Annotated in this window: 21 protein-coding genes and 2 pseudogenes; 18 read left to right on the forward strand and 5 right to left on the reverse strand. The window is 60.8% G+C overall.

Annotated features, from left to right (window positions below; genetic code table 11):
• Positions 1–25 precede the first annotated feature (25 nt).
• From IPI01_02480 to cyoE, 11 genes and pseudogenes are all read left to right on the forward strand, one after another.
• Positions 26–1,161, forward strand: a pseudogene (locus IPI01_02480) (DUF3341 domain-containing protein).
• A gap of 65 nt (positions 1,162–1,226) precedes the next feature.
• The gene (locus tag IPI01_02485) at positions 1,227–2,342 is read left to right on the forward strand and encodes a quinol:cytochrome C oxidoreductase (GenBank protein MBK7256691.1); all 1,116 of its coding nucleotides are present in this window, start codon (positions 1,227–1,229) and stop codon (positions 2,340–2,342) included.
• Between the two features lie 18 nt (positions 2,343–2,360).
• A complete protein-coding gene (locus IPI01_02490) occupies positions 2,361–3,296 on the forward strand; it encodes a cytochrome c (GenBank protein ID MBK7256692.1) in 936 nt (311 codons plus the stop codon).
• Positions 3,293–4,087: an SCO family protein gene (locus IPI01_02495; protein MBK7256693.1), complete on the forward strand. Its 795-nt coding sequence runs from the start codon at positions 3,293–3,295 to the stop codon at positions 4,085–4,087. The genes IPI01_02490 and IPI01_02495 overlap by 4 nt, the downstream gene beginning before the upstream one ends.
• A 7-nt stretch (positions 4,088–4,094) precedes the next feature.
• Positions 4,095–5,743, forward strand: a pseudogene (locus IPI01_02500) (cbb3-type cytochrome c oxidase subunit I).
• Between the two features lie 5 nt (positions 5,744–5,748).
• Entirely contained in the window at positions 5,749–6,369 is a 621-nt protein-coding gene (locus IPI01_02505; GenBank protein ID MBK7256694.1) for a cytochrome c oxidase subunit 3 family protein, read from the forward strand.
• Positions 6,370–6,378: 9 nt separating this feature from the next.
• Entirely contained in the window at positions 6,379–6,684 is a 306-nt protein-coding gene (locus IPI01_02510; protein MBK7256695.1) for a cytochrome C oxidase subunit IV family protein, read from the forward strand.
• Positions 6,685–6,708: 24 nt separating this feature from the next.
• Positions 6,709–7,365, forward strand: a complete 657-nt coding sequence (gene coxB / locus IPI01_02515) for a cytochrome c oxidase subunit II (protein MBK7256696.1) — start codon at positions 6,709–6,711, stop codon at positions 7,363–7,365.
• Positions 7,366–7,424: 59 nt separating this feature from the next.
• Positions 7,425–8,750 carry a hypothetical protein gene (locus tag IPI01_02520; GenBank protein ID MBK7256697.1) on the forward strand — a complete coding sequence of 442 codons (1,326 nt, stop codon included), beginning with the start codon at positions 7,425–7,427 and terminating at the stop codon, positions 8,748–8,750.
• Entirely contained in the window at positions 8,750–8,911 is a 162-nt protein-coding gene (locus IPI01_02525) for a hypothetical protein (protein ID MBK7256698.1), read from the forward strand. Before IPI01_02520 ends, IPI01_02525 begins: the two co-directional genes overlap by 1 nt.
• Complete coding sequence (gene cyoE / locus IPI01_02530) at positions 8,908–9,657, forward strand: protoheme IX farnesyltransferase (GenBank protein MBK7256699.1); 750 nt, start codon at positions 8,908–8,910, stop codon at positions 9,655–9,657. Before IPI01_02525 ends, cyoE begins: the two co-directional genes overlap by 4 nt.
• 131 nt (positions 9,658–9,788) lie before the next feature.
• On the opposite strand, the gene IPI01_02535 is transcribed toward cyoE, so the two are convergent.
• The 4 genes from IPI01_02535 to IPI01_02550 form a co-directional block, all read right to left on the reverse strand.
• On the reverse strand, positions 9,789–10,589 hold the full coding sequence (locus IPI01_02535) for a purine-nucleoside phosphorylase (protein MBK7256700.1): 801 nt from the start codon (positions 10,587–10,589) through the stop codon (positions 9,789–9,791).
• A 31-nt stretch (positions 10,590–10,620) separates the two neighbouring features.
• Complete coding sequence (locus IPI01_02540; protein MBK7256701.1) at positions 10,621–11,202, reverse strand: thymidine kinase; 582 nt, start codon at positions 11,200–11,202, stop codon at positions 10,621–10,623.
• On the reverse strand, positions 11,199–11,612 hold the full coding sequence (cdd, locus tag IPI01_02545) for a cytidine deaminase (GenBank protein ID MBK7256702.1): 414 nt from the start codon (positions 11,610–11,612) through the stop codon (positions 11,199–11,201). The genes IPI01_02540 and cdd overlap by 4 nt, the downstream gene beginning before the upstream one ends.
• A 69-nt stretch (positions 11,613–11,681) precedes the next feature.
• Positions 11,682–12,917, reverse strand: a complete 1,236-nt coding sequence (locus tag IPI01_02550) for a metallophosphoesterase (GenBank protein ID MBK7256703.1) — start codon at positions 12,915–12,917, stop codon at positions 11,682–11,684.
• A 130-nt stretch (positions 12,918–13,047) separates the two neighbouring features.
• Here IPI01_02550 and IPI01_02555 point away from each other — a divergent pair, with 130 nt between their 5' ends.
• The 6 genes from IPI01_02555 to IPI01_02580 all read left to right on the forward strand — a co-directional run bounded on the left by IPI01_02555 (position 13,048) and on the right by IPI01_02580 (position 18,026).
• Positions 13,048–13,839, forward strand: a complete 792-nt coding sequence (locus IPI01_02555; protein ID MBK7256704.1) for a PASTA domain-containing protein — start codon at positions 13,048–13,050, stop codon at positions 13,837–13,839.
• A gap of 8 nt (positions 13,840–13,847) precedes the next feature.
• Positions 13,848–14,534: a ribulose-phosphate 3-epimerase gene (locus IPI01_02560; protein MBK7256705.1), complete on the forward strand. Its 687-nt coding sequence runs from the start codon at positions 13,848–13,850 to the stop codon at positions 14,532–14,534.
• Between the two features lie 129 nt (positions 14,535–14,663).
• Positions 14,664–15,140 (forward strand): Lrp/AsnC family transcriptional regulator, encoded by a 477-nt coding sequence (locus IPI01_02565; GenBank protein MBK7256706.1) that lies wholly within the window; start codon positions 14,664–14,666, stop codon positions 15,138–15,140.
• Positions 15,141–15,145: 5 nt separating this feature from the next.
• Positions 15,146–16,579: a type I glutamate--ammonia ligase gene (glnA, locus tag IPI01_02570; protein MBK7256707.1), complete on the forward strand. Its 1,434-nt coding sequence runs from the start codon at positions 15,146–15,148 to the stop codon at positions 16,577–16,579.
• 131 nt (positions 16,580–16,710) lie between these two features.
• A complete protein-coding gene (locus IPI01_02575; protein MBK7256708.1) occupies positions 16,711–17,493 on the forward strand; it encodes an enoyl-CoA hydratase/isomerase family protein in 783 nt (260 codons plus the stop codon).
• A complete protein-coding gene (locus IPI01_02580) occupies positions 17,487–18,026 on the forward strand; it encodes an adenine phosphoribosyltransferase (GenBank protein ID MBK7256709.1) in 540 nt (179 codons plus the stop codon). The genes IPI01_02575 and IPI01_02580 overlap by 7 nt, the downstream gene beginning before the upstream one ends.
• Before the next feature lie 61 nt (positions 18,027–18,087).
• Here IPI01_02580 and IPI01_02585 read toward each other — a convergent pair whose 3' ends face one another.
• The gene (locus IPI01_02585; GenBank protein MBK7256710.1) at positions 18,088–18,618 is read right to left on the reverse strand and encodes a hypothetical protein; all 531 of its coding nucleotides are present in this window, start codon (positions 18,616–18,618) and stop codon (positions 18,088–18,090) included.
• Between the two features lie 113 nt (positions 18,619–18,731).
• Here IPI01_02585 and IPI01_02590 point away from each other — a divergent pair, with 113 nt between their 5' ends.
• The gene (locus tag IPI01_02590) at positions 18,732–20,105 is read left to right on the forward strand and encodes a tryptophanase (GenBank protein ID MBK7256711.1); all 1,374 of its coding nucleotides are present in this window, start codon (positions 18,732–18,734) and stop codon (positions 20,103–20,105) included.
• Positions 20,106–20,109: the final 4 nt, after the last annotated feature.

The raw sequence follows: 20,109 nt of genomic DNA on the forward strand, positions 1-20,109 counted from the left end.
TGAGATCGACATGACACAGAGAAGCATGGACACTCCCTTATACAGTATCACGGCGCTCTTCCCGACGCCGGACGCCTTGATGCAGGCGGTGGCAGCCACCGTGAAGGCAGGGTACACCCGCTACGATGTCCACGCGCCGTACCCGGTGCATGGCATCGAACGGGCCATGAAACTGAAGACCTCGCCTCTGGGCTATTTCGCCCTTGCCTTCGGCCTTCTTGGCGCGGTCGGGGCCGTGGGCCTGATGACCTGGGTGACCCTCGTGGACTACCCCTCGTGATCGGCGGCAAACCGTTCTGGTCATGGCCTGCGTTCGTTCCGGTGGCATTCGAGATCACCGTGCTGCTGGCCGCCGTGCTCACCGTGGTGGCCATGATCGTCATCTTCTTCAAGTTTCCGAACAACAGTCATCCTCTGCACGACACGCCGTACATGAAGCGCGTTGCGAGCGATGGATTCGGGATCTGCATCGAAGCCGCCGATCCGCAGTTCGATGAGCAGAAGGTGCGCACATTCTTCTCGTCCGTGGGCGGATCGGAGATCGCGGCGGTCCACTACGACCTCGAGGACCGCAACCACGGCGCGAAGATGTTCGACCTGAAATTCATCGCGCTGCTCGCGGTCGTCGCTCTGCTCGTGGCGATGTCCACGTATGTGACACTGAATATCATCCTGTACGCCCCGCCGTTCGACTGGATGATGCTTCAGAAGAAGTTAGGCGCACAGGAGGCGAGTACGCTCTTCAAGAACGGCATCGGCATGCGCCCACCCGTCGAGGGGACGATCGCACGCGGCCTGATGCCGTATGCCTACAAGGGCAAGCCGGACGATGCGGGGAAATTCCTCGCCAATCCGCTGCCCCTCACCGACGCCACGGTAGCGCAGGGACGCGCGAAATTCCTCACGTTCTGCAGTCCCTGCCACGGCAACTTCGGGCGCGGCGACAGCCGCTTGAATGGCCAGTTCCCGAATCCGCCTACGCTCCATTCGGACAAGGTCCGCACATGGACCGACGGCGCGATCTATCACGTCATGACCGAAGGACAGAATGTGATGCCCTCGTACGCTTCGCAGTTGACGCGTGACGAACGCTGGGCGGTCGTGCACTATATCCGGGTCCTGCAGCGTGCACACAATGCGAAGGAGTCCGACCTGCAATGAGCACCACGACACATATCCCGGCGACCCCGAGCAAAAGCTTGCCTTCGTCCATCGACCGCATGGGAATGGGGCTGTTGTCCGCGGGCGTCCTGCTCGTGATCGCCGCGTTCATCCTTCAGCCGGTTCGCGCATCCTTCGATGCAGTGATCCTCTATCTGTTCATGGTCGGTATCGGCGTCGGCGCCATCTTCCTTGTCGCGCTCGAGCACATCACCGGTGCGGTGTGGAGCGTGCCGATGCGCCGCATCCCGGAATTCCTCTCGGGCATCGCTCCGTTCCTCGTTCTGCTCGTCCTGCCGCTCTTTCTGCATCTGCACGACCTGTTCCACTGGACGCATGAAGAGGCGGTGCAGGCGGATGCCGTGCTCTCCGGGAAATCCGCATATCTGAATGTGCAGTTCTTTTCGCTCCGGACCGCGGCGTTCCTCGCGATATGGATCATCTTCGGCATGCTCTTCGTCCGGAATTCAACGAAGCAGGATGTGACCCGCGAGGCCTCGTTGACGCGCTCCAGCGTCCGCCTCGCAGCGGCGTTCCTGCCCCTGTTCGCGATCACACTGACCTTCACGGCCTTCGACTGGGCCATGAGCCTTGAAGCTCATTGGTTCTCCACGATCTACGGCGTCTACTATTTCTCAGGGACGGTCCTCGCCGCACTTGCAGCCACCACGCTCATCGTCGTATGGATGCATGAGAGCGGGCATCTGCCGGGACTTCGCCGGGACCATTTCTACAGTCTTGGCGCGCTCATGTTCGGCTTCGTGAATTTCTGGGCGTACATCGCGTTCAGCCAGTTCCTCCTCATCTGGTATGCGAATCTGCCGGAAGAAACGTACTGGTTCATGGCGCGCTGGGAGAACGGATGGCAGGTCGTCTCCGTCCTCCTCATCATCGTTCAGTTCGCGGTCCCGTATATCGTGCTCTTGCCCCAGGAGGCGAAGATGGACCTGCGCCGCCTGAAGTTCATGGCCATCTGGCTGTTGGCCGCGCGGCTCATCGATCTGTTCTGGCTTGTCATGCCGTCGCACAGCCCGAACCTTTCGCTGAGCTGGACCGAGATCGGGTTCCCGCTCGTCGGCATCGGTATCGTCATGCTCCTCATATCCTGGAAGAGCAAACGCTATAACCTTGTCCCGATCGGTGATCCGAAGCTGCAACGGGGCCTGGATTTCCACCTGTAACTCATTGAAGGACCTGGGATGGACCAGAGGTCGGATCTGAAACCTGAAATGGACTTCCGCGATATGCTGCGGAGCCCGCGCAAGCTGTTCGGCTACACGTACGTCTACGTCCTGACGGTGCTTGTCATCATCGGGATCCTGTATGTGAACCGGCTGGATGCCATCGGACGCAGTACGATCGTGCCGGTGGCTCTCAAAGACTCCTCGGCGTTCGTTCTGGAGATCCCGTTCCAGTCGCCACGCGTATTGCCGCCGGTGGATGTGAAGCTCGCGGTCGTGCCGAATGATTCCGTCCTGGCACATGGGCGCGAGGTGTACCGCACGGCATGCGCATCGTGCCATGGCGAGACCGGACTTGGTGACGGGGCGGCCGGACTCGTGCTGAACCCGCGGCCACGGAACTTCCATACCGCCAACGGATGGACGAACGGCGCACGCATCAGTGACATCTATCGCACGCTGCAGGAGGGGATCGTCAAGAACGGGATGGCGTCGTATGGGTATCTGCCCCCGGCCGACCGTTTCGCGCTCATCCACCTGATACGGTCGTTCCATCCGGCGCCTCCGGTGGACAGTGAAGCGGATATCGCGAACCTTGAGACCGTGTATCAGTTGTCGAAGGGTACAACGATCCCTGCCCAGGTGCCGATCGTGAACGCGATGAAGTCCATGGTCGGGGAGCACGTTCAGGCCCAGAACACGATCGCGCGCGCCCTCGAGCGGTTCGAGGCAAGCTCGGATCCCGGGGCAATGCTGTTCCTTCGCTCGGCGAAGAACCCGACGCGTGTCCTGCAGGCGATCCACGCCAGGGCAGATCGCTTTGCCGCCTTGGATGACTTCGTCCGCATCGTGAGTTACGATCCCATCGACCTTGGCTTCCATGCGTCCGTCTCCCGGCTCTCACGTGAGAACTGGGTGCTTCTGCACCGGACACTGACAGGAGTGGGGCTGTGACCATGAAGACCTCCGTCCTTCTCCTTCTTGCTGTTCTGTCGGGCGTGCTTTCTGCCACGGCACGTGCACAGGATCAGGCATCGCCAGCACACCCGCCGATCGGCATCGTGGAGAAACTCGGCAACACGGTGCCGCTGGGCGCGACGCTGTATGACGAGAAAGGATATCCCGTCCAACTGCGGGATATCGTGAACAAGCCTACCGTCCTCACGTTCGTGTACTATCGCTGTCCGGGGATCTGCAGCCCCTTGCTGACCGAGCTTGCGAGGACGGTGGATAAGATGGACCTGGAGATCGGGCGGGATTATCAGATCGTGACCGTGAGTTTTGACCATCGGGAGAAACCCCCGCTGGCCGGCGAGAAGAAGGCGAGCTATCTGGCGGCATTGAAGAGGCCGATCGATCCTGCAGGCTGGCGCTGGTTCACGGCGGACAGTGCGACGATCATGCAGCTCACCGATGCTGCGGGATTCTACTTCCGTGCGGAAGGGAACGATTACGCTCATGCCGGTGCGTTGATCATCGTCTCCCCGGAAGGGAAGGTGACGCGGTACATCAACGGGATCCAGTATCTGCCGTTCGATGTGAAAATGGCGGTGATGGAGGCCGCGGAGGGCCGCACCGGTCCGACGATCGCAAAGTTGATCAAATATTGTTACCGGTACGACCCGGATGCACAGTCGTACACGATGAACATCACCCGCGTCGGTGGCCTGCTGGTGGTCGCGCTCGTCGCAGTGTTCGTCGTGGTCTTCATCGTGAGGCCGAAGAAACGGACAGGCGAAAGGTGACACACGTATGACACAGGCATCAGCACAGACCCTTCCCGGCGGACGCGGGTTCTTTGACGAGAAGGGGACGTACAGCGGGATACGGGGATGGATCTTCAGTACCGATCACAAACGGATCGGACTGCTGTATCTCGTGACGATGATCGTGTTCTTCCTGACGGCGGTGACGTTCGGCGTCCTCATGCGTCTCGAGATGCTGACGCCGGGGAGGACCGTCATGGAGCCGCAGACCTACAACACCTTCTTCACGCTCCACGGGATCATCATGATCTTCCTCTTCATCATCCCGGGGCTGCCGGCGGTGTTCGGCAATTTCATGCTGCCGCTCCTGATCGGCGCGAAGGACGTCTTCTTCCCGCGGCTGAACCTCCTCTCGTGGTGGTTGTTCATCACCGGCGGCTTGCTGGCGCTCGCTTCTGTCTTCTTCCCCGGCGGGGCAACAGATACGGGCTGGACCTTCTACGTCCCGTACAGCATCCGCACATCGACGAACGTTCTGCCGGCCCTCGGGGCAGCGTTCATCCTCGGGTTCTCTTCGATCCTCACGGGATTGAACTTCGTCACGACCATTCACCGCATGCGTGCCCCGGGCATGGACTGGTTCAAGATGCCCTTGTTCGTGTGGTCGCTGTATGCCACGGCCTGGGTTCAGATCCTCGCCACACCGATCATCGGGATCACGCTCCTGCTCTCGTCGGGATCGAACGCATGTTCGGCGTCGGGATCTTCGATCCGGCCCTGGGCGGCGATCCGGTCCTGTTCCAGCATCTCTTCTGGATCTACTCCCACCCCGCCGTCTACATCATGGTCCTGCCCGGACTCGGCGTGGTCTCCGAGATCCTGCCGGTCTTCGCGCGGCGCACGATCTTCGGATACAAGTTCATCGCCTACTCGAGCCTTGCGATCGCGTTCCTGGGCTCTCTCGTGTGGGCGCACCACATGTTCACGGTCGGCATGAGCAACACCGGGATGTTCGTGTTCTCGCTCCTCACATTCCTGGTGTCGATCCCGAGCGCCATCAAGGTCTTTAACTGGGTCGCGACCCTCTACAAGGGTTCGATCGCCCTGGAGCCACCGCTGCTCTTCATCCTGTCCTTCATCATCCAGTTCTCGATCGGTGGGTTCACCGGGCTGATGCTCGGCGCCCTGGCCGTGAACATCCATGTGCAGGACACATATTTTGTGGTCGGGCACTTTCACTATGTGATGTTCGGTGGGACGGGGTTCGGGTTGTTCGCGGCGATGCACTACTGGTTCCCGAAGATGTTCGGCCGGATGTACAAGAAGGGTCCGGCGGTCGTCTCGTGGGCGCTGTTGACGCTCGGCTTCAACATGCTGTATTTCCCGTTCCTGATCCTGGGGTATATGGGAATGCCCCGGCGCTACTACGACTATCTGCCGGAGTATCAGGGGGTCCATGTGGTGGCGACCGTGGGCTCATGGATACTTGCGCTCGGCATCATCATCATGCTCATCAATCTCCTGGTGTCCCTCCGCAGAGGAGCGGCTGCGCCGGCCAACCCGTGGGGAGGGAAGACGCTCGAGTGGACGGTGCCTTCGCCGCCGCCCATGGAGAATTTCCATACGATCCCGACCGTTACAACCGGTCCGTACGACTATTCTGAATACGAACAACGTTCCGCGGAGCGCCCGTGAGCAGCATGCCCCCATCCGCCGCAGCATCCACGCACGCCCACCGCGACGATACCGGTTCGCGCATGGGTATGTGGTTGTTCCTGTTCACCGAACTGATCCTGTTCGGCGGTCTCTTCATCGTGTACGCTGTCTACCGGTTCACCCACGCCGAGGCATTCCACCTCGCGGCTGCGGAACTGGACACGTTCGTGGGGACGGTGAACACGCTGATCCTTCTCACGAGCAGCCTGACCGTGGCGATGTCGATCACCGCCGTCCAGGAAGGGAAGAAGGCGTTCGCACTTGCCCTTCTCGGGATGACGATCCTCATGGGCCTCGCCTTCCTGGTGAACAAGTACTTTGAATGGGGACACAAGTTCGAGGTCGGACTCTCTCCGGGGGCGCCGGAACTCCTCGCCCAGCCCCAGGGAGTGATCCTGTATTTCGGCCTCTATTTCGTCATGACGGGACTGCATGCGCTGCACGTGGTCATCGGCCTCGGCGTCCTGGTGTATGTCTTTGAAGCGATCCGGCGCGGAACGATCAACGCCGGCTCGTATGTCCGCCTGGAATCGGGAGCACTCTACTGGCACCTGGTGGACATCATCTGGATCTTCCTGTTCCCCTTGTTCTATCTGTTGCACTGAGGACCGACCATGAGCCACACGGAACATTCTGCACACGCACAGGGACAGCACGTGGTATCCTACAGCCGGTATGTCGTGATCTGGTTCGGGCTCGTTGCACTCACGGCCCTCACCGTTGCGATGGCCGGCATCGAACTCGGACGCTGGGTGATCATCACGGCACTCGTCATCGCCAGCATCAAGAGCGTCCTCGTGCTGAACATCTTCATGCACCTGCGGTTCGAGGACCGCGTCTTCCGCCTGTTCACGGTGGTCGCCTTCGTGACGTTCCTCATCTTCATCGTCATGACATTCTTTGACTACGCATTCCACTGAGAGCCGGAGCCCGGAGAAGATCTCATGTTCACTGGTTCATCACCGTTCGCAGATTATGTCGATGCCACGTTCCTCATGATCGTGGGGATCTCCTCGCTGGTGCTCCTCGGTCTGGTCGTGGCAATGATCTATTTCCTGTTCCGGTACAGCCGGAAACGGAATCCGCATCCGACCAACATCGAGGGGAACGTCCCGCTGGAGGTGGCCTGGACGGTCATTCCGCTGATCCTGTTCATGGGCATGTTCTACATGGGATGGGAAGGGTATAGCCGGATGAGTGCGGTCCCGGACAACGCGGTCCCGATCCATGTGACGGCACGGATGTGGACATGGACGTTCGAGTATCCGAACGGGCTTCAGACCGATACCCTGTTCGTTCCGGTCAAGGTGCCGATCAAGCTCTCCCTCTCATCGATGGACGTGAATCATTCAATGTATATCCCTGCGTTCCGCATCAAGAAGGATGTGATCCCGAACCGCACGAACGTGATGTGGTTCAGCACGCCGGAACCGAAGTCCTATGACGTCGCATGTGCGGAATATTGCGGCCTCCGGCATGCGTACATGTATACGAAGGTCGTGGCGATGACACCGGAATCCTTCGACCAGTGGTACCGCGAACGGTCCGCGAAGGCTTCAAAGACCTATGCGCCGCTGCAAGCTGCTGCACCGGCACGGTGAACTGCGGCAACGGACGAGGACACGCACACGCTGACATTTGACATGAGGATCCGACAGGCATGGAAGTCCTGAACAACATAGCACTCCCTCAGTCCACGGAGCATTTTCATCTGCTCCTGTTCATCTACAACATCGTGATGGCGGTGCTCCTGCCATACGCCGCGCTGATCACGGGCTCGATCCTCCTCGCTGTGTATGCTGACCGCCGCGCCGCAGGCGAGGGCAGTCTGCGCCTCCTTGCCCGGCGTCTGATCAACGCGGTCCTGCCGTCGCGGACCTTTTTCACATTCTTCGCGGTCCTGCCGGCACTTGCGATCGTCTTCGTGTATGCCCAGGTGCTGCAGTCGACACCCGCGCTGGCTGCCGGGTGCGCGCTTCTCGCGGTCGTCTTCTTCATCGCCGCCGGGGTGGCGGCGTTCGCCTACCAGTACACGTTCCGCCTGACGGAGGTTCTGGGAACAACGCGCCCGGCCGGTGACGCCACTGCAGAGCTGCAGGCAGGAGCACGGTCAACACATGAGAAGAGCGGCACGGTGGCGGCGTGGACGATCGTTCTCGCCTCGTTCTTCTTCAGCGCGGGGACCGCGATCGGCGTACGGCCGTCTGCGTGGACAGGTCTGGGCTCGCTCCCGGCACTGCTCATTGCGCCGGATGTATGGCTGACCTGGCTGGTCTTCCTGACGCTCGCGGCAGCCATGACCGGCGTGGGTGTCCTCTTCTTCCATCACCGCAGCCCGGCGGGTCCGGAAGTGGCATCGGACTACGAAAGCGATGTCCGCGCCCTCGGTCTCAAGATCCTCACCTCGGCCATCCTCGCTATGCCGGTCTTCCTTGCGGCGGGTCTGCTCCGGCTGGAAGACCTCGCGGTGTCAGGATGGGTCTATGGGCTTGCGGCCGGCGCGGTGCTCGCACTCTTCGGCGCCCTGCAGGCGATGTATGCGTATGTCCAGCTCGACCGTCCGGCAACGACGGCGTATGCGTTCGCACTGGTGATCGCGGGGACGACCTGCATCGCATCGATGTACCAGGTCGCCTTGCACAATGCGACGCGCGATCATGCCGTGGCCCTTGCCGTCGTGTATGACAGGAATGAAGAAGCTCTGAAGACCGCCCTCGGCGTCGGCGCAAAACCGCTCACCGGCGAGGATATCTATAACGGCAAATGCTCGGCCTGTCACCTGTTCGACCAGAAAAAGGTGGGCCCTGCGTACAAGAGCGTCGTAACGAAGTATGCTGGCCGTAAAGCCGATCTCGTGCGGTTCATCCTGAATCCCGTGAAGGTGGACCCGGCGTTCCCGAACATGCCGTCGCAAGGATTGAGGCCGGCGGAAGCGGATTCGATCGCTGCCTTCCTCCTGAAGAAGGTCGGCGTTAAAGGATCCTGATGACATCCCCGAAAGGGCAGGCGGAGGGGGAAAAGGGCAGTGCTTCGCAAAACCACATCGCTGCCTATGCCTCCCTTGCAAAGCCCGGCCTGACCCTTATGTCCGTGAGTACCGCCCTTGCGGGGGCGATGCTCGCCCCTGATGGCCTTTCCCATCCATAGCTCTGGCGCTCGTTGCGGCAGGCACCCTGTTCGTAGGCAGCGTCGCCGTGGCGCTGAACCAGTACCTGGAACGCGACTTTGACGCCCTCATGCAGCGTACCCGGAAACGGCCGCTGCCATCCGGGGCGATCTCTCCCCGCAAGGGCCTGGTCTTTGGCTGCCTCCTGGCGGTTCTCGGCGTGGCCCTGCTCGCAGGCACGACCCTCCTTGCTGCAGGGCTCGCCATGCTGACTCTTGGAAGCTATGTTCTGGTGTACACCCCCATGAAACGCACCTCGCACTTCGCAACGGCCGTCGGTGGCTTGCCGGGGGCGATCCCCCCGGTGATCGGGTGGACGGCCGTGACCGGAACATTTGCGCCACAGGCGTATGTCCTCTTCCTCGTGGTATTCCTCTGGCAAATGCCGCACTTCCTCGCGCTTGGCTGGATGTACAGGAAGGATTATGCGGCGGGGGGGTACAGGCTGCTGCCTTCGCTGGACACGACCGGCGAGGTGACCGCGAGGATCATAATGGTGTATATCTGGGCACTCCTCCCTGCGTCCGTGCTCCCGTTCATCCTCGGGATGGCCGGACCGGTCTTTCTCGTACTCGTAAGTGCCGCCTGGCTGGCATTCATGGTCCCCGCCTATCAGCATTCAAGACAGATCAGCGATGCCAATGCACGAAAGGTGTTCCGTTCTTCGCTGATCTACATCCCTGCTTTCTTCCTTTCGATCGGCATAGACCGGGCGATAAGCCTCTAAGTCTGTTCCGACGTGAGTCATTACTCTATGCAGGAGCAAGAGTTCCCGCATTCACCTTAACGTGAATCGAGTATTGTTGAGCTGCGCTGCAAAGGCGTGGGGATTTGATGCAGCGAACCCGCCAGTGGGGATCAGATATTGACGATGATCTCGCGGAGGAGGAGAGCGAAGTTCTCTTTGACGCGGTTAGCCACTTCTGTGACTTCGGCGTGGTCCAGTTTGGCCGAACTGGTGCCGGTTGCCTTATTCGTGATGCATGAGATCCCCAGAACATCCATGCCGTGTGCAACGGCCATGGCCGTCTCCATCACCGTTGACATCCCTACGGCGTCGCCACCGAGGCGATGAACCATCTCTACTTCGGCCGCCGTCTCGTACGAAGGGCCCTTCACCCCTGCATAAGACCCTGTGACAACACGTATCCCGAGGCGCTCGGCGGTGGCGAGCGCAAGTTTTCGCAACGTGGGCACGTAATAGTCGGCAGTGCTCCGGTCCCGCGGAGCACCCGCGGGAAGTCCCATGCCGGTCAGATTGAGTTGGTCGGAGATGACCATCAGGTCACCGGGAACGAACGTCCGGTTCACGCCCCCCGCAGCATTCGTGATCACCAGGGTCTTTGTGCCCAGGGCTGCAAGCGTGCGTATGGGGAAAAGCACGGTCTCGAGGGAGCCTGATTCATAGAAGTGGACGCGGCCACGGACGGCCAGGACGTGCTTCTCGCCAAGTCTTCCCCAAACGAGCTCGCCCTTGTGCCCTTCGACCGTTGAACGAGGGTAGTGGGGGATGTCGTGTGCGGGGATCGTGAGCGGGTCCTGGAGCGCATCGGCGAAACCGCCGAGGCCAGATCCGAGCACGATAGCGAGGTCCGGGCATGACGTGACACGCTTCCGGAGGAATGCCACGGCCTGATCGATGTTCGCGGAGTCGCTCATGTGCCTCGGGTCGGGGCCGAAAGGGCTGCGTTCAACTTCCAGCCGGCGGAGGTTGGAAGCAGCGACGGCAGCGGGCTTCATACGCATCCTTGGCGCCCACAAGCACGCGCTCACTCGCAAGGGTGATACGCTGGGTGCGGTCTGCAGGATTCCCGCAAACGACACAGATCGCAAGCGTCTTCGTGATGTACTCCGCTACGGCGAGGAGCTGGGGGATCGGTTCGAAGGGCTTTCCCCGATAGTCCTGGTCCAGTCCCGCGATGATCACGCGTTTGCCGTCGTTCGCGAGCTGTTCCACGACATCGATGAGCGTCATATCGAAGAACTGGGCTTCGTCGATGCCTACGACGTGAGCATCCTGTGCCAGCGGGAGTATCTCGGAAGCGCGTCCCACCATCGTCGAAGGGAACTTCACGTCACTATGTGAAACGATGTGGTCGTTGCTGTACCGGGTGTCGATCTCAGGCTTGAAGATGGCAACCTGTTGCCGGGCGATCTGCGCGCGGCGCAGGCGTCTGATCAGCTCTTCTGTTTTGCCGCTGAACATGCAGCCTGCGATCACCTCGATCCAGCCGGTGGTACGGGGGGAATCATGAAGCGTTGGAATGGTCATCGTCGTGAGCGTCGGACATTCTTGAGGTTTTTGCCTCCGAACGGGTAGGGGAGTAGCTCGGTTGCCTTCAAGGTCATGTACTTGCCGTTACTCGTCGTCAGAATGACGTCGATGTCACCGGCAAGATCCATGATCACCTGCCTGCACGCGCCGCAGGGCGGCGTTGCCGTTTTCTCATCCGAGGTGATCGCAATGGCGGTGAATGAGGTCTCGCCTTCCGAGACCGCCTTGAACAGGGCGGTCCGTTCGGCGCATACCGTCAAGCCGTACGAACTGTTCTCAATATTGCAGCCAGTGTAGATCTTGCCGCTGGCTGTCAGAACTGCTGCACCGACCCGGAACCGGGAATACGGGGAATGCGAGAATTTCTTCGCTGCCCGCGCGCGGGACACCAGGGTTTTGTGGTCCATTGCACTCCGCTTTGGAAGCTTCAAGGAATATACCAAATGCCCACGCCAGACGCAAGAAAAACAGGGGGTTCACGCAGGTTTCAGCACGATGCGGGTAAGTTCCGGAGGGCAATTGATGCGCATGGGGACGCCGACGGTTCCGATACCACGGGAGACGTACATCCGGGCGGCGCCTTCCTGATAGGGCCCGGCAAGGTAAGGCGAGGCGAGTGCCGCCGGCGTGAACGCGATGCCAGCCACTTCGCCAAGGACGACCTGCCCACCATGGGTGTGTCCGCTCAGCATGAGGTCGACGCCCTCAGCCGCAGCCTCCCGGAAGAAATACGGGCGGTGGCAGAGAAGGATACGCGGTCCAGATGCGGCTGCATGTGCTGCAGCCCGCCGGATCCGCTGGACAGTGAGGGGCCCCGTGCCGGTATCGTCGATCCCGAGCAAGGTCAGGGATGAGCCTCCCCGGTGGATGACGCGCGACTCATCCCGGAGGATATGCACGCCTCCTTCGGTCGCGGTGCTGGCAACACGATCTGCTTCTCTCGTGTAGAAATCATGGTTGCCCAGCACGCCAAAGATGCCATCGGGAGCACGCAAGGCACTGAAGGCCTCCGCGAAGGGATCGATCTCATCACCCATCCCATTCACGAGATCGCCTCCGACCAGGATCATGTCGGTTCCCATGCCATTCAGGACCTTCACATACCTACGCATATCGGCCTCCGTCATGTAGAGGCTGGAATGCACATCGGTGACAAGGCCGATCGAGTATCCTGAGAATTCAGGGGGCAAGCCCGGGATACGGACGATATGCTCCGTGACCTCGCATTCCGACCGCTCGACGAGCATGCCGTACGCGGCCCCCCCGAACGATGCCGCGGTCAGCCCGTACACTCCGCGACGCAGGAACACCCGTCGACCGGCGTCGAAGCGCTGAACGGCAGGATTGCTCGATAGTGCATGAGCGTGCGGCCGTAATGCGGGGATCAGTCTGGCTCCAGCCCAGAGCCCCTTCAAGGGAAGCTTGAGGATATGGAACACCAGCAAGACGAGTGCGATGATGAATGTCGCAAAGTGCCAGAGGAGAAAGGGGTAGACACCCCAATACAGAAATGCGCCCGAAACGTGGACGCTTCGGAAGCCGGTGAATGCTGTCACGATCAGGGCGCCGTTGAACAGGACGAACAGGGCGAGCCCGGGGATCTGAGACCGGCGCAAGAGGCCGGACCGCGTTCCAGCCCACCTCCAGAAGCGGCGCAACAGATAGGCTTGCAGGGAGATCAGAATTACAGCAACGATCACACGTATGGGCATGACATTCCGGGGGTTTAGTGTGTACAACGCTCTGCAGGGGAGGGAAGTTTCATGAGAACGGGTCATGGGCCGCGCACCCGCCCGTTTCCCTTGTAGGTCTGCCGACGGTTCATTATATTCTGATACAACCATGACACCGACCATCGCATCGCTCGCCCAGTGGTTCCGCACCCCGGCACGGAAGAACTTTCTGACCGGCGTGGGGATCCTCTTTGCCGTTTTCATCCTGGTGAATTACATCGTGTTACCCCTGTATGTCAATCATGCCGGACGCATTTCCGTCCCATCCGTCGTCGGGATGTCCAAGGATTCTGCGCTGATGGTGATCGAGAATGCAGGGCTCCGCGTCGTGGATGCCGAGACCCGGCCCGACCCGACATATCCGCCTGGTGTCGTCGTACAACAGAACCCTCTTGGAAATGCTGTCGTCAAAGAGGGGCGGCGCGTCTATCTCACGTTGAGCGGAGGGGAAATTCAGGTCGTGGTGCCTTCGCTCCGTGGCCGTTCACTGCGCGATGCCCGTTTTGCCCTCGAGCGATTCGGATTGAAACTCGGCGGGATCGGATACGACACATCAGACACCTTTCCGGAGAACACGATCATTGCCCAGTCGATCGCGCCGGATACACGCGTCGCGCGAGGGACGTCGGTCGGCATCGCGGTGAGTCAGGGCCGGAGCGCCGGCGACCTCCATGTTCCGCTGGTGATCGGCAAGACCCTTGGCGAGGCGACCAAGCTGATAGAAGAGGCGCGCCTGAAGGTAGGCACGATATCATACCAGGCGAGTTTCGACCTTGTACCGAATACCATTGTCGATCAGTTCCCGCGGGCCGGGGAAGTGCCGGCGCCCGGACAGGGGGTGGACCTGTTCGTGGTGAAGGCCGGCCGCCCCACAGAAGAATTCGCACCACCGACGAATTGACCACACGAATGCTTGTCATTGCTCCATCGATCCTCACAGCGAACTTCGCGCGCCTTGAAGAGGAGATCCGCTCCCTCGAAGCTGCGGGAGCAGACTGGATACATCTGGATGTCATGGACGGACATTTTGTGCCGAACCTGACGTTCGGGCCTCTTGTCGTGAAGTCGGTGCGTGCGACGACAAAGCTCCCCCTGGATGCGCATTTGATGATCGAGGACCCCGACCGTTGGATCGATGCGTATCGTACGGCGGGGGCGGATTCGATCACGGTCCACGCGGAGGCGTGTCCGCATCTGCACCGGACCCTCCACCACATTCGCGAGACGGGAGCACGCGCCGGGGTGAGTGTGAACCCGGCAACGCCCCTTGCCATGATCGATGAGGTCCTGTGCGAGGCCGATCTGATCCTGATCATGTCCGTCAATCCTGGATTCGGCGGACAGTCATTCATCCCCGGGTCTGTTGAGCGGATCCGGCGGACCGCAGCGGCGATCACGGCCGCCGGTTCGAAGGCCGTGATCCAGGTTGACGGCGGGATCGACGCCGTCACTTCCCGTGCGGTGGTCAGTGCGGGCGCGACGGTTCTTGTCGCGGGCAATTACATACTCACCGCCGCCTCCCGGGCCGCGGCCGTGCGCGCCCTGCGCGACAGCGCCGGGCACGACCGCCTTCCCGCCGGAGCCGTCCTCGCCTGACCAACTGAGGTCATTCTTACTTCTCGCCTAACTTTTTTAGGCATCCCCCTTGACATTCCCTCCAGTACGCCTTATATTCTTAAGTACTCATTGTGCCTATCTTTAGAAACTAAGGCAACGGGGCGAAACATGCTCGATGACATTGATCTGAAAATTCTGGACATCCTCCAGCGGGCCGGGCGTACCCGCCGGAACGACCTCGCGGAATCTGTCGGACTCTCCCTGCCGTCCGTGAGCGAGCGCCTCCGAAAGCTGGAGGAGGCCAGCGTGATCACCGGCTATCACGCCCGGGTGGATCACAAGCGGATGGGGAACGATATCACGGCATTCATTGTCGTGACCGTCGACTCTTCGCGGCACTATGCGGGGTTCCTGGATCACGCCCATGGCCTTGACGAGATCATGGAATGCCACGCCATCACCGGCGACGGCACACATCTGCTGAAGGTGCGCACCTGCAATACCGCCTCGCTCGAGAAACTCCTGGCGAAGATCCAGGCATGGTCCGGCGTGGTCCATACACGCACCCAGCTCGTCCTTTCGACCGCAAAAGAGACATCACGCATCAAGTTCTTTCTTTCACCATCAACTACATCACGAGGATAAGCCCTATGGCAACAGCAGACGCGTCAGGCGCGGTCGGCAATGTCTTCAAGCTGATCAAGGACAGCGGCGCCACGATGATCGATCTCAAGTTCATGGACCTGCCGGGACAGTGGCAGCATCTGTCGGTCCCCATCCAGCAGCTCGAGGAATCGAGCTTTGAGGATGGCTTCGGCTTCGACGGATCCTCGATCCGCGGCTGGAAGGCGATCAACGAAAGCGACATGCTTCTCATCCCTGACCCGTCCACGGCGTTCGTGGACCTCTTCATCAAGGAGAAGACCGTCAGCCTCGTCTGCGATGTCTATGATCCGTTGACGAAGGAAAAGTACGAGCGGTGCCCGCGCAACATCGCCCAGAAGGCGGAAGCGTTCCTGAAATCGACCGGCATTGCGGATACCGCGTTCTTCGGTGCCGAGGCCGAGTTCTTCATCTTCGACGATGTGCGGTTCGATACGAACGAACACTGCTCGTATCATTACGTCGATTCGATCGAAGGCCGTTGGAACTCCGGCCGCGAAGAGATGCCGAATCTGGCATACAAGCCGCGCTACAAGGAAGGGTACTTTCCGGTGGCACCGACGGATCATTTCCAGGACCTTCGCAATGAGATGACGAAGAACCTGATGGCTGTCGGCCTTCACGTGGAAGCACAGCACCATGAAGTGGCAACCGCAGGGCAGTCGGAGATCGACCTCAAGTTCGCTCCGTTGCTCGCCAGCGCGGACGCCATGCTCCTCTTCAAGTACGTCATCAAGAACACGGCCGCACAGAACGGCCACACCGTCACCTTCATGCCCAAGCCGCTGTTCGGCGACAACGGGTCCGGCATGCACGTCCATCAGAGCCTGTGGAAGGGCGGCAAGCCGCTGTTCTACGGGAATGGCTACGCCAACCTGAGCGAGATGGCGATGCACTACATCGGCGGCCTGTTGAAGCACGCTCCTGCGTTGTGCGCGATCACGAACCCGACGACGAATTCGTACAAGCGTCTGGTCCCCGGCTTCGAAGCACCGGTGAACCTCGCGTACTCGCAGCGCAACCGCAGTGCGTCGATCCGCATCCCGATGTACTCCAAGAGCCCGAAGGCGAAGCGCCTGGAATTCCGGTGCCCCGATCCGGCATGCAACCCGTACCTTGCGTTCTCGGCGCTGCTGCTGGCAGGCCTGGATGGCATCATGAACAAGATCGATCCGGGACAGCCGCTGGACAAGGACATCTATGATCTGGAGCCGGAGGAGCTGAAGAACGTGCCGTCGACCCCGGGCTCCCTCGAGGAAGCCTTGCACGCACTGGAACGCGACCATGAGTTCCTGTTGCGCGGCGATGTGTTCACCGAGGACACCATCCAGGCATGGATCTCGTACAAGATGGACAAGGAAGTGAAACCGATGGCCCTCCGTCCGCATCCGTACGAGTTCGGCCTGTACTACGACGTCTAGCAGCCACGCTGCAGATCAGCATCACGGGTACACGGCGGCACCCGGACGATGGGTCCGGGTGCCGCGTGTCTTTTCGCCTTCTCTCCCTGCGCCGTCCTTGTTTTTGCACGATATTCTCGCTATTTTCGGGCATGGACTTCCACGCGATCCGATATGCCGCCGGTGAGCGCGTCGCTCGCATCACGCTCAACCGTCCCTCAGAGCGCAATGCTCTTGACGATGCAACCGTGGGCGAACTCACGGCTGCGTTCATTACTGCCGCGCGCGACCCCGGCGTCAAGGTCGTTGTCCTTGCCGGTGCGGGGGCTGCGTTCTGTGCCGGCATCGACCCTGCCCACCAGGAGCGGATGAGTGGCGCCGATCTCGAGCAGAACCGCGCAGACTCCCTGCGCTTCGCCACACTTCTCCGGACGATCTACGAGATCCGCAAACCCGTCTGCGCACTCGTCCATGGCCCGGCACTCGGTGCTGGTTGCGGACTTGCCACGGTGTGCGATTTCGTCGTTGCCTCGCGCGACCGTGCGAAGTTCGCCGTGTCCGAGGTGCGGACCGGAATGGTGCCGGCACTCATCGCGCCGTATCTTGTGCGGCGGGTGGGGGAAGGCCGCGCGCGTGAGCTGATCCTTCGCGGGCATACCGTGTCGGCGACAGAGGCGCAGGATATGGGACTCATCACGTCGGCCGTCGCGGATGACCAGCTGGAGAAAAAAGGATCCGCACTCGTCGCAGAGCTCGTGGAGAAGAGCAGCAGTGTTGCCATGAGTATGGCGAAGGATCTGCTCAGCAAACTCAACGGGATGAACGGGTCGGATACGATCGATTTCACGATCAACGTCTATGCTGCAGCGCGGATGACCACCGAATGCCGCAAGGGTGCACAGGCGATCAACAAGGATGAGGAACCGGAATGGTGAAGGGACCAGCAGGCGAACTCGCCCGGACCATCAGGACCGTTCCTGATTTCCCGAAGCCCGGGATCATGTTTCGCGACATCACAACGTTGCTCAAGGATAAGGATGCGTTCGCCCGGGCCGCCGACATCCTCGTGGAGCGCTATCAGGACCAGCGCATCGACAAGGTCGTTTGCGTCGAGTCCCGCGGGTATATCCTCGGGGCCGTTCTCGCATCGCGCCTTCACGCCGGCTTCGTGCCCGTGCGCAAGCCCGGGAAGCTCCCCGCCAAAACCTTCCGCGAGGAGTATCAGCTCGAGTACGGCGTCGATGCCCTTGAGATCCACACGGATGCCCTTCAGAAAGGGGAGCGGGTGGTCGTCCACGATGACCTTCTGGCCACGGGCGGCACGGCTGCGGCAACCTGCCGGCTGATCGAACGCCTCGAGGGCGTCATCGTGGGCGTCTCCTTCCTCATCGAACTTGAATTCCTGAATGGCCGCGACAAGCTTGGCGCCCTCGACATCTTTTCGATCATCAGGTACAACAAAGAGTGATCATCGGCGGCATCGGGCGGGAACGCCCCGCGCGGATCATCGCGGGCCGTGAAGCACCAGGTCAGAGAGCAAGGGCGGCGAGAAGGTCACGTACCGCGCGGCGGGAGAGGGCGCGTGCTGCGGCGAGATAGGATGTGGCGATCTCGATCGGTGTCGGGTCGTCGTGTTCCATGCCTGTCAGGTTCCAGAGGAACTCCTTGCCCAGCATGACCGGCAACGCAGGGCCGGAATGCCCCTCAACACTCCGGTAGTAATCCACAAAGTGCTCCCCCAGTATCGTCCGCCATTCGACGATGTGTTCTTCGTCGGCACCTTGCTCACGCAGATGCCGGATGAATTCGCCGTCGAGCCCGGAACGGAGTTTCTCCCGTTGCCCGGGCGCGACAAGCTCCTCGATCGCAAGGACGGCCGCGAACATGCACCCGATGATGACCTCGCCCTCGCTTTGTTCCCCCAGCGGCGCCTCACATGTGTGCAGGGCTTCGCCGAGCCGCTCCAGAGAGAGCACTCCCTCACCCACCACTTCACGCCGGATGTATTCGTACAGCTGCGCTCCGGCTTCTTCTCCTGTCAAAGGCGTGTCGGTCGTCATGACAGGAAGTATACCGCAGCGACGGCTCATTGTCAAGATGGATGGGCCGGCGCGGGCGGCGTTGCTATCTTCGCGTATTCGGCGTACCTTCCATGCACGACAGGACGGAAGCCATGAAAACCATCATTGAACCATTCCGCATCAAATCGGTAGAGCCGATCACATTCACCTCGCGCGCAGAGCGGGAGTTGATCCTGGCAGAAGGCTCCTACAATCTGTTCCTCATCCGCGCGGAGCATGTGCTCATCGATCTCCTCACGGACAGCGGGACCTCGGCAATGAGCGCCGACCAGTGGGCAGGGATGATGCGGGGCGACGAATCCTATGCGGGGGCGCGCAGCTTCTATCGGTTCGAGGAAAAGGTGCGTTCGCTCACCGGCATGCGGCATATCATTCCGACCCATCAGGGACGCGCCGCCGAGAAGATCCTCTTCTCCATAGCGGGAGGGCCGGGAAAGGTCGTGCCCAACAATTCTCACTTTGATACCACACGGGCGAACGTCGAATTCTCCGGCGCCGAGGCGGTCGACCTGCCGTGTGAAGTGGGGAAGGACCCGGACACCATCGCGGACTTCAAGGGGAACATGGATGTCGCCGCGTTGGATGCCTTCATCACCCGCACGGGGAGGGAACGGATCCCCCTGTGTATGCTGACCATCACCAACAACTCCGGCGGGGGGCAGCCTGTCTCGATGGCGAACATCCGCGCCGTCCGTGAAGTGTGTACGCGCAACGGCATCCCCCTGTTCCTTGATGCCTGCCGGTTCGCAGAGAATGCGTACTTCATCAAGTTGCGCGAGCCCGGCTACGCGGACACGAGCGTGGCAAGTATCGCCCGGGAGATGTTCTCATACGCGGATGGGGTCACGATGAGTGCGAAGAAGGATGCGCTCGTCAACATGGGTGGATTCCTGGCGCTCAACGACGACGCCATGGCCGCCGCTGCCAGGAATTTGCTGATCGTGACGGAAGGGTTTCCGACGTACGGGGGTTTGGCAGGGCGGGACCTTGAAGCCATCGCCCAGGGGCTGGATGAGATCCTGGATGAGCACTATTTACAGTACCGGATCCGCTCCGTGGCCTATCTCGGAGACCGGTTGGTGGCCGCCGGGGTTCCCATTCTCCGCCCCCCGGGGGGGCATGCGATCTATCTCAATGCGAAGAAATTCCTCCCGCACATTCCGGTTTCCGAGTATCCCGGGCAGGCGCTGTCGATCGAACTCTATCTGGCGGCCGGGATCCGCTCTGTGGAGATCGGAAGCGTGATGTTCGGGAAATACGACCCCGCGGGGCACCTTATCCCGGCGCGGATGGAGTTGGTTCGCCTGGCCATCCCCCGGAGGGTCTATACCCAGAGCCACATTGACTACGTGATCGAAGCCGTGATCGAGGTATTCCAGAACAGGGAGGCTTTGCGGGGGGTCAGGATCGTGGAGGAACCACCTATGCTCCGGCACTTCACCGCAAAGTTCAAGAAAGTTGTATAAAGTG

The sequence above is a fragment of the Ignavibacteriota bacterium genome (assembly GCA_016707525.1).
GTDB lineage: Bacteria > Bacteroidota > Ignavibacteria > UBA10030 > UBA6906 > JAGDMK01.

Coding starts and splice junctions, on each gene's coding strand:
- IPI01_02510 (MBK7256695.1), top strand. CDS start 6,379: ATGAGCCACACGGAACATTCTGCACACGCACAGGGACAGCACGTGGTA.
- IPI01_02550 (MBK7256703.1), bottom strand. CDS start 12,917: ATGCCCATACGTGTGATCGTTGCTGTAATTCTGATCTCCCTGCAAGCC.
- IPI01_02525 (MBK7256698.1), top strand. CDS start 8,750: ATGACATCCCCGAAAGGGCAGGCGGAGGGGGAAAAGGGCAGTGCTTCG.
- IPI01_02490 (MBK7256692.1), top strand. CDS start 2,361: ATGGACCAGAGGTCGGATCTGAAACCTGAAATGGACTTCCGCGATATG.
- coxB (MBK7256696.1), top strand. CDS start 6,709: ATGTTCACTGGTTCATCACCGTTCGCAGATTATGTCGATGCCACGTTC.
- IPI01_02555 (MBK7256704.1), top strand. CDS start 13,048: ATGACACCGACCATCGCATCGCTCGCCCAGTGGTTCCGCACCCCGGCA.
- IPI01_02540 (MBK7256701.1), bottom strand. CDS start 11,202: ATGACCATTCCAACGCTTCATGATTCCCCCCGTACCACCGGCTGGATC.
- IPI01_02575 (MBK7256708.1), top strand. CDS start 16,711: ATGGACTTCCACGCGATCCGATATGCCGCCGGTGAGCGCGTCGCTCGC.
- IPI01_02580 (MBK7256709.1), top strand. CDS start 17,487: ATGGTGAAGGGACCAGCAGGCGAACTCGCCCGGACCATCAGGACCGTT.
- IPI01_02485 (MBK7256691.1), top strand. CDS start 1,227: ATGGGGCTGTTGTCCGCGGGCGTCCTGCTCGTGATCGCCGCGTTCATC.
- IPI01_02535 (MBK7256700.1), bottom strand. CDS start 10,589: ATGAGCGACTCCGCGAACATCGATCAGGCCGTGGCATTCCTCCGGAAG.
- cdd (MBK7256702.1), bottom strand. CDS start 11,612: ATGGACCACAAAACCCTGGTGTCCCGCGCGCGGGCAGCGAAGAAATTC.
- IPI01_02560 (MBK7256705.1), top strand. CDS start 13,848: ATGCTTGTCATTGCTCCATCGATCCTCACAGCGAACTTCGCGCGCCTT.
- IPI01_02585 (MBK7256710.1), bottom strand. CDS start 18,618: ATGACGACCGACACGCCTTTGACAGGAGAAGAAGCCGGAGCGCAGCTG.
- IPI01_02505 (MBK7256694.1), top strand. CDS start 5,749: ATGCCCCCATCCGCCGCAGCATCCACGCACGCCCACCGCGACGATACC.
- glnA (MBK7256707.1), top strand. CDS start 15,146: ATGGCAACAGCAGACGCGTCAGGCGCGGTCGGCAATGTCTTCAAGCTG.
- IPI01_02590 (MBK7256711.1), top strand. CDS start 18,732: ATGAAAACCATCATTGAACCATTCCGCATCAAATCGGTAGAGCCGATC.
- IPI01_02520 (MBK7256697.1), top strand. CDS start 7,425: ATGGAAGTCCTGAACAACATAGCACTCCCTCAGTCCACGGAGCATTTT.
- IPI01_02565 (MBK7256706.1), top strand. CDS start 14,664: ATGCTCGATGACATTGATCTGAAAATTCTGGACATCCTCCAGCGGGCC.